Source organism: Sulfuricaulis sp. (assembly GCF_041499725.1).
In the GTDB taxonomy this organism is placed as follows: domain Bacteria; phylum Pseudomonadota; class Gammaproteobacteria; order Acidiferrobacterales; family Sulfurifustaceae; genus Sulfuricaulis.
On the sequence record NZ_JBGQKW010000108.1, the window covers coordinates 1 to 7,097 of the forward strand.

At 60.6% G+C, this 7,097-nt stretch carries 7 protein-coding genes; 5 read left to right on the top strand and 2 right to left on the bottom strand.

Translation table 11 applies throughout. The annotated features are described in order from the left end of the window. Nucleotides 1-1,830, top strand: a 1,830-nt coding sequence (locus tag ACC569_RS13305) for a response regulator (RefSeq protein WP_372524018.1), incomplete at its 5' end; no start/stop codon positions are given. Here ACC569_RS13305 and ACC569_RS13310 read toward each other — a convergent pair. Both ACC569_RS13310 and ACC569_RS13315 read right to left on the bottom strand, forming a co-directional pair. Continuing rightward, nucleotides 1,827-2,984, bottom strand: a complete 1,158-nt coding sequence (locus ACC569_RS13310) for a pyridoxal phosphate-dependent aminotransferase (protein WP_372524019.1) — start codon at nt 2,982-2,984, stop codon at nt 1,827-1,829. The two genes, ACC569_RS13305 and ACC569_RS13310, sit on opposite strands and share 4 nt — an antisense overlap. Further along, nucleotides 2,981-3,745 carry an HAD family hydrolase gene (locus ACC569_RS13315; protein ID WP_372524020.1) on the bottom strand — a complete coding sequence of 255 codons (765 nt, stop codon included), beginning with the start codon at nt 3,743-3,745 and terminating at the stop codon, nt 2,981-2,983. Before ACC569_RS13315 ends, ACC569_RS13310 begins: the two co-directional genes overlap by 4 nt. A gap of 161 nt (nt 3,746-3,906) precedes the next feature. Here ACC569_RS13315 and dksA point away from each other — a divergent pair, with 161 nt between their 5' ends. The 4 genes from dksA to ACC569_RS13335 form a co-directional block, all read left to right on the top strand. Next, nucleotides 3,907-4,356: an RNA polymerase-binding protein DksA gene (gene dksA, locus ACC569_RS13320; protein WP_372524021.1), complete on the top strand. Its 450-nt coding sequence runs from the start codon at nt 3,907-3,909 to the stop codon at nt 4,354-4,356. 68 nt (nt 4,357-4,424) lie between these two features. Further along, complete coding sequence (locus ACC569_RS13325) at nt 4,425-5,732, top strand: dihydroorotase (protein WP_372524022.1); 1,308 nt, start codon at nt 4,425-4,427, stop codon at nt 5,730-5,732. A gap of 23 nt (nt 5,733-5,755) precedes the next feature. Then, the gene (locus tag ACC569_RS13330) at nt 5,756-6,550 is read left to right on the top strand and encodes an undecaprenyl-diphosphate phosphatase (protein ID WP_372524023.1); all 795 of its coding nucleotides are present in this window, start codon (nt 5,756-5,758) and stop codon (nt 6,548-6,550) included. A 5-nt stretch (nt 6,551-6,555) separates the two neighbouring features. Further along, the coding region (locus ACC569_RS13335) for a DedA family protein (protein WP_372524024.1) at nt 6,556-7,097 on the top strand (542 nt) is incomplete at its 3' end.

Below are 7,097 nucleotides of genomic sequence, written 5' to 3' on the forward strand. Positions count from 1 at the left end.
GAAACGAAACTCTCGGACGAACAGCGCCGTCATGCGGAAATCATCAAGTCATCGGCGAGCGGTCTGCTGACGCTGATCAACGATCTCCTGGACTTCTCCAAAATCGAATCCGGCAAGCTGGAGCTGGAGGAAATCGAATTCGACCTGCGCGATTGCATAGAAAAATCCGTCACACTGCTGGCACAGCAGGCGCACATGAAGGGGATTACGCTCACCAACCTGATGCAACCGGACATGCCGAACCGGCTGCTCGGCGACCCGGGACGCCTGCGGCAGATTATTATCAACCTGCTGGGCAACGCCATCAAATTCACCCATCAGGGTGAAATTGTATTGAGCGTCAAGAAACTAGCCGATGAATCCTCCGATCGCCTGCGACTACTCATCGAAGTCGCCGATACCGGCATCGGCATCTCGTCCAAGGACCAGGCGAAGCTTTTCCAACCGTACAACCAGGCCAAGGCGTCGACCGCCCACCGCTACGGCGGTACCGGCCTCGGTCTTGCCATCACCAAGGAGCTGGTGGAGGCGATGGGCGGGCACATCGGCGTTAAGAGCGAAGAAGGCAAAGGCAGCGTCTTCTGGTTCGCGATCAACCTGCGAAAACCTGTTACCGTCAGCGTCGCGCCCGCGCCCGCGCCGATCAGCCTCAAGGGGCTGCGTGTGCTGGTGGCAGACGGCAACATTCCAGCACGCGTGAATCTTGTGGATCAGCTGAAGACGTTGGGCATGGAAGTGCAATCCATCGGCAACGGCAACGCGGCCTTGCAGATGATCCGCTCGGCGGCGAATTCCAGTTTCCGTTTCGACCTGGTGATGGTGGACATGTTCCTGCCGAACCTGAACGGCGAGGAACTGGGGCACGAAATCAAATTACACCCGGAAATGTGCGACGCGGTTCTCGTCATGATGACGTCCGCCGGCGTGCGCGGCGACGCGCAGCGCCTGAACCAAGCCGGTTTCGCCGGGTACTTCGGTAAACCAATACCGCCCGAGGATTTGCCTGGCCTGTTAAAGGCAGTCATGGCGACACGAGGCCTGGACACGCAGGAACGCCACCGCTCGGGCCTGGTCACAAAATACACCCTCTCCGAAATCCGCAGGAAACATTCGCGACTGCTGCTCGTGGAAGACAGCCCCGTCAACCGGGAGATCATGCTCCACATGCTGTCCAAGCTCGGCTACAAGACCGATATCGCCGAAACCGGCCGTGCCGCCGTCGAGGCGGTGCGGCGGGAATCCTACGGTCTGATCCTGATGGATCTGCACCTCCCGGATATCAGCGGTGTTAAAGCGATCGAGTCCATCCGCGCGCTTCCGGGCACTCACGCCAAGACCTCCATCGTCGTGCTGACGGCGGGCGCCACGGATGCCGAGAAGGAACGCTGCCACGTTTTAGGCGTGCAAGATTTTCTTACCAAACCCGTGGAACCCGACGTTCTGAGTGACATGCTGAAACGCTGGCGCATGCTATATTCCCCATCATCCAGCCCGGCAGATACAACGCCGGAAACATCCGACGATACTGCCGGAAAGGACGCTGTCAGTCCCGACCCGAAACTGGTGGAAATCTTCATCAAGGAAGCCACACAAAGACTGGCCTCGCTGCGCCAGGCCTTCGCCGCTTCCGACGCACAACGCGCCGCGCGCGAGGCGCATACCCTCAAAAGCTCAAGCGCCTATTTCCAAGCCCATGCCATGCATGAAGCCGCGGAGCAGCTTGAAAAAATGGCGGACAGCGGCCAGCTTGGCAAGGCGGAGTCCGTGCTGCAGGCGCTCGAAGGCGCGTATGCCGCCCTGCGCTCCCGCCTTGAAAGAGACACGATCTAGATTTTCGTGAAGTAACCCCGCAGTCGGGAAACACCTTCGCGCAGATTTTCGAGCGTGTTGGCGTAGGAAAAACGCGCATGCCGCGCTGCATGGTGGCTCCCGAAATCCAGACCCGGTGTGACGGCCACGCCGGCGCGCTCGAGCAAATCGAGCGCTAACGCCTGACTGTCATCGGTGAAGCTCGAACAATCCGCATATAAATAGAATGCGCCCGCCGGCACCACCGGAATGATAAATCCCAGTTCGCGCAAGGAAGGCAGGAGGTAATCACGCCGCTCGCGGAAAATATCCCGGCGCTGCGCCAGTTCACGCTGCACGACGGGGCTGAATGCCGCGAGCGCCGCGTGTTGCGCCACGGTGCTCGAGGCGAGGAAAATATTCTGGGCGAGCTTGTCGATCGATGGTATGTAAGCCGTCGGCGCCACCAGCCAGCCCAGGCGCCAGCCGGTCATGCCGTAATACTTGGAAAAGCTGTTGACCACGAATACCTCCGGCGAATGCGACAGCGCCGTCACCGCCGCCTCCCCGTAAACAAGTCCGTGGTAGATTTCATCCACGATCAGCACGCCGCCAAGCTCCGCCACGGCCCGCACGATCTCCGCCATCTCGTCGCCGGAAATCAGCGTACCGGTGGGATTGGAGGGCGAGGCGAGCAGCACCGCGACCGTGCGTTTTGTCCAGTGACGACGGATCAGATCGGCGTTGAGCTGGTACGCTGTCGAGGCATCCACCGGAATACTTGCCGCCTCCCCCTCGAATAGGCGCACAAAATGGCGGTTGCAGGGGTAACCCGGATCGGCCATGAGCACTTGATCGCCGGGATTGATCAAGGCGGCGAAAATCAATTGCAGCGCACCCGAGGCGCCCGGCGTCACCACGACCCGCTCGGGATCGGGACGCGCACGAGCTGGATAACTGGCGGCAATGGCCGCGCGCAGCTCGGGCAGTCCGAGCGCGGGCGTGTAATGCGTATGTCCGGCCCGGAGCGCCGCGATGCCGGCCTGCACAATGCCCGCCGCAGTCGGGAAGTCCGGTTCGCCGATTTCCATATGGATGATGGACCGTCCCTGCGCCTCCATGGCGCGGGCACGAGCCAGAATATCCATCACGTGAAACGGCTCGATCCGGTTCAGACGTCTGGCAAATGGCTTCATGCGTCAGCCTGTAACTGCCCCAATAGTTTGAGATCGAAATAAGTAGCGCCATTCACGGCATATCCGGACAACACTTGAAACGGCCGGCCGGACTCGCCTAGATGATCGAGCACGATGGCCGCGCCGCGAAAATCATGCGCGCGCGTGTAGGCATTCACCGTGATGACGGTCTTAAGGCCTGCTGCCTGTGCCGCGCGCAGGCCGTTTTCCGAATCCTCGAACGCCATGCATTGCGCAGGCGCGAGACGCAGTCGATCGAGAACATAATAATAGATATCAGGCGCCGGTTTTTTCGCCACCACCACGTCGCCCGCACCGATGACCTCAAACCATGAAGCAGCCTCAGGTGAAATGGCGTGATGCAGCAGCGCGGTGACATTGTCCGGCGTAGTGGTCGTGGCAATGGCCAGGCGCACACCGCGAGTACGCGCCTCCTCGAGCAGGCGCCGCACACCCGGCCGCAGCGGTATGCCGCCGCACCCCAGCAAGGCGGTGTAGTGGCGCGTCTTGGCGACATGCAAACGCGCCACCAAGGTTTCAAAATCGGCGGGCTTCAGGTAATCCGGACGATACCTGTCGATGTAATGACGCATGCGCTCTTTGCCGCCCGTGACTGCCAGCAACTCGCCGTACAAAGCCACGTCCCAGCGCCAGTCCAGCCCGGCCTCAACGAACGCCTGGTTGAACGCCACCCGGTGTCCGTCACGCTCGGTGTCGGCCAGGGTCCCGTCCACATCAAAGATCAATGCCTCGAGTGCCATGGAATTGTCATCAAAACCCCGGTAAATCCGTCATAACGGCGGCGCCTATTCGCCGTGTCTATACTCTAACGGTTGCGACCCCCGGGGGTTTCTGGTATAGATTCGCGCTTATTTTTTTACCCCCCACCCTTCCGGGGCTACATTATTGCAGGAGTTGAAGCATGCCGGCCAGAAAAAAGAAGGAAAAGGAGCAATCCGTCTCTCCCGTTTCGGGCATGAAACCCTACGCGGCGAAGAAGGGCGAGAAGTACATGAACAAAAAGCAGCAGGAGCATTTCCATTCCGTGCTGAACGCCTGGAAATCGGAACTGGAGGAGGAAATCTCCCGCACCGTGCAGCAGATGCGCGACGTGCCGGAAAATCCGCCCGATCCGAACGACCGCGCGAGCCAGGAAACCGACATGTCGCTCGAACTACGGTCGCGCGACCGCGAGCGCAAATTGATCAAGAAGATCGATGAGTCCATCGGGCGCATCGACACCGGCGACTACGGTTACTGCGAAGTCTGCGGCGTCGAGATCGGCGTGGAGCGCCTGGAAGCCCGCCCGACGGCGGAGCTCTGCATCGACTGCAAGACACTCGACGAAATCCGCGAAAAGCAGATGGGCTGACGCCGCCTTTTTGACATTAACGTTCCCGCCAATATTTCCGCGATAACTTTTCCGCACCGAGACCGCCTTTGCCCAAGCTACTGATCCGCAACGCCCGCCTCGCGCGCCCGGACGGATCAATTATCGAAGGCGACCTACTGTGCCACGATGGTGTGATCGAACGCATCGCGGCGCAAATCAGCATCTCCGCGGACGAAACACTGGATGCCGGGGGAAACCTCCTGCTCCCCGGCGTGATCGATCCGCAGGTACACTTCCGCGAACCCGGCCGCGAGTATAAGGAAGATCTCGGGTCCGGCTCGCGTGCCGCGATCAAGGGCGGTGTCACCAGTTTTCTGGAGATGCCCAACACCGATCCATCCACCAGCAATCAGGCGGCACTGGACGACAAGCTGCGGCGCGCGGCGGAGAAATGCGTCGCCAACTACGGATTCTTCATCGGCGCCACCCCCGACAATCTTGACGAAGTCAATCGTGCCGGCCCCGCCTGCGGCATCAAGATCTTCATGGGGGCGAGCACCGGCAGCCTGCTGGTGGACAAGGCGGAGGATCTGGAACGGATCTTCGCCAACGGGTCACGCCTGATCGCGGTGCACGCCGAGGACGAAGCGCGCATCCGCGCACGCCGCGAACAGTTCAAGGACCGGACTGACGTGGCGGTGCATTCCGACATCCGCGACAACCAGAGCGCGCTGCTGGCGACGGAATTGGCGCTGGCGCTTTCCCGAAAATATCGCCGCCGGCTGCATATCCTGCATCTCTCCACCCACGAGGAAGTGGAACTTCTGCGGCGCGACAAACCCGCCTGGGTGACGGCCGAGGTCATCCCCAACCATCTGCTGCTCAACGTGAACGACTACGCGCGGCTCGGCGCGTTGGCGCAGATGAATCCGCCGATCCGCCGCCCCGAGGACAACGCCGCCCTGTGGGCCGGGCTGCACGACGGCGTGATCGACTTCATCGCCACCGACCACGCGCCCCACACGCTGGAGGAGAAGCGCAAACCCTATCCGCAATCGCCGGCCGGCATGCCGGGAGTGGAAACCTCGCTGCCGCTGATGCTTACGGAGATGAAGGCGGGACGCTGCACACTGGCGGAAATCCAGAAATGGATGTGTCACGGTCCGGCGGCGGCCTACGGCATTCGCAACAAGGGAAAGATTCTCGAAGGCTGGGATGCCGATCTCACGCTCGTGGACATGGTGCACGCCCGGCCCGTGCGCAATGAAGAAATGTTTACCCGCGTCCGTTGGTCGCCGTTTAACGGGCGCAAACTCATTGGATGGCCGATCTACACCATTGTCGGTGGGCAGGTGGCGTTCGATCGCGGAAAAATCCGCGACGGCGTCCGCGGCCGTCCACTCTCATTTACATAAACATAAACAAGAAAGAGACGCGCATGGAACTCGCTCTTCTGATCAAGGCACTCATTCTCGGTATCGTCGAAGGCCTGACCGAATTTTTGCCGGTTTCCTCCACGGGCCATCTGATCATCGTGGGAGATCTGCTCAACTTCAACGACGAAAAAGGCAAGGTCTTCGAAATCGTCATCCAGTTCGGTGCGATTCTCGGCGTGGTCTGGGACTATCGCGCCCGCGTCGGGCGCCTGATCACCGGCATCGGCAGCCGGCACGAACAGCGTTTCATGCTGAATCTATTCATCGCCTTCCTGCCCGCCGCGGTGGCTGGCCTGTTGCTGCACAAGATGATCACGACCCATCTCTTCAATCCGCTGACCGTGGCGGGAGCACTCATCGTCGGCGGCATTCTGATCCTGGTTATCGAACGCCTGCCTCTGCGCGCGCGCGTGAACAGCATGGAGGACCTCGGCCCGCTCGACGCCCTGAAGATCGGCATCGCCCAGACATTCTCGCTCTTTCCCGGCGTCTCGCGCGCGGGCGCCACCATCATGGGTGGATTGCTTTCCGGCCTGTCACGCACCGCGGCCACCGAATTCTCGTTCCTGCTGGCCATGCCGGTCATGTTCGCGGCCACGTTCTACGAGCTGTTCAAGAATCGCGAGTTGCTGCATGCCGCGGATATCCCGCTGTTCGCCGTCGGCTTCGTCATGTCCTTCGTGACCGCGCTGGTCGTGGTCAAGGCATTCCTGAAATTCGTGTCGCGTCATGATTTCACGTCGTTCGCGCTGTATCGCATCGTGTTCGGGCTGCTGGTGCTCGCCTATTTCTGGTAACCGTGATGATCGATAAAATCATCACTCTGCTCGCCGGCTTCATCATCGACACGATTTCACGCCTGGGCTATGGCGGCGTCGTGTTGCTCATGGCAATCGAAAGCGCCTGCATCCCCTTGCCTTCGGAAATCATCATGCCCTTCTCCGGCTATCTCGTGTCCACCGGCGAGATGAACCTGTGGCTGGTCGGCCTGGCGGGCGCGGTCGGGTGCGTGCTCGGCTCGATCGTCGCCTACTACGCCGGCGCCTGGGGCGGCCGTCCTTTTATCGAAAAATACGGAAAGTACATCCTGATCTCGCAATACGATCTTGACCTGGCCGACCGCTGGTTTCAGCGCCACGGCGACATCACCATTTTCGTCGGGCGTCTATTGCCGGTGATTCGCACCTTTATCGCATTCCCGGCGGGCGTGGCGCGCATGAATATGTGGCGCTTCAGTCTCTACACCTTTGTCGGCTCCTATATCTGGAGCGTGGGGCTGGCCTGGATCGGCATGAAGCTGGGGGAGCACTGGAACACCCTCGGGGTCTATTTCCACCGGTTCGA

Bases quoted from the DNA above. Each gene is read 5' to 3' on its own strand.
- ACC569_RS13315 (WP_372524020.1), bottom strand. From the start codon at position 3,745: ATGGCACTCGAGGCATTGATCTTTGATGTGGACGGGACCCTGGCCGAC.
- ACC569_RS13310 (WP_372524019.1), bottom strand. From the start codon at position 2,984: ATGAAGCCATTTGCCAGACGTCTGAACCGGATCGAGCCGTTTCACGTG.
- ACC569_RS13330 (WP_372524023.1), top strand. From the start codon at position 5,756: ATGGAACTCGCTCTTCTGATCAAGGCACTCATTCTCGGTATCGTCGAA.
- dksA (WP_372524021.1), top strand. From the start codon at position 3,907: ATGCCGGCCAGAAAAAAGAAGGAAAAGGAGCAATCCGTCTCTCCCGTT.